2 protein-coding genes are annotated in these 1109 nt (G+C 43.6%); both read right to left on the reverse strand.

All coding sequences use genetic code 11. The annotated features are described in order from the left end of the window. On the reverse strand, positions 1 to 69 hold a 69-nt coding region (locus TY19_RS26865; RefSeq protein ID WP_226988498.1), incomplete at its 3' end, for an IS630 transposase-related protein. 65 nt (positions 70 to 134) lie between these two features. Next, a partial coding sequence (locus TY19_RS11760; protein WP_193354029.1) for a leucine-rich repeat domain-containing protein occupies positions 135 to 1109 on the reverse strand: 975 nt, incomplete at its 5' end.

Below are 1109 nucleotides of genomic sequence, written 5' to 3' on the forward strand. Positions count from 1 at the left end.
TTCTTCTGCAGAATGTCCAGTTTCTAAATAGTTGAGTGCTTTTTGCCTTAAATCTTTGGAATATGCCATAACTTTTTTAACTCAAACTATATCTATATGCACGATTAAATTCAATTAACTATATATAACTCAATTCAGATAAAATTATAATCAACCCACATAAATTTTTTAACGCTTACTAAAGAAGTTAAATGCGCTAATCCAGCGGCAGTACGCTTACGGCACCCACGCAGATCTAAATGTTGTAAGGCCACTAAGGGAGTTAAATGCGCTAATCCAGCGGCAGTAAGCTTACGGCACCCACGCAGATCTAAATGCTGTAGAGCCACTAAAGGAGTTAAATGCGCTAATCCAGCGTCCGTGAGATTAGAGCACCAACTCAGATCTAAATGCTGCAGAGCCACTAAGGGAGTCAAACGCGCTAATCCCGCATCAGTGAGATCGCGGCACCCACTCAGATCTAAATGCTGTAGAGCCACTAAGGGAGTTAAATGAGCTAATCCAGCGCCTGTGAGATTATAGCACCAACCTAGATTTAAATGCTGCAGAGCTACTAAGGGAGTTAAACGCGCTAATCCAGCGGCAGTAAGCTTACGGCACCCACGCAGATCTAAATGCTGTAGAGCCACTAAAGGAGTTAAACGCGCTAATCCGGCGTTGGTGAGATTCCAGCATTGGCTCAGATTTAAATGCTGCAGAGCCACTAAGGGTTTCAAATGCGCTAATCCGGCGTCAGTGAGTTTATTACAATCATTTAAATTCAAATGTTGCAGAGCCACTAAGGATTTCAAATGCGCTAATCCAGCGTCCGTGAGGTTTTTGTTCCCACTTAGATCCAAATGCTGTAGAGTGGCTAAGGATGTTAAATGTGCTAATCCAGCATCAGTGAGATCGTGGCAACCACTCAGATCCAAATGCTGTAGGGTCGCTAAGGATGTTAAATGCGCTAATCCAGCGTCAGTGAGCTTATAGCACTCACGCAGATCTAAGTACTGTAAAGCGACTAAGGGTTTCAAATGCGCTAATCCAGCGTCAGTGAGCTTATGGCACTCACGCAGATCTAAGTACTGTAAAGCGACTAAGGGTTTCAAATGCGCTAATCCAGCGTC

The sequence above is a fragment of the Candidatus Protochlamydia sp. R18 genome, from assembly GCF_000648255.1.
Classification (GTDB): Bacteria; Chlamydiota; Chlamydiia; order Chlamydiales; family Parachlamydiaceae; genus Protochlamydia; species Protochlamydia amoebophila.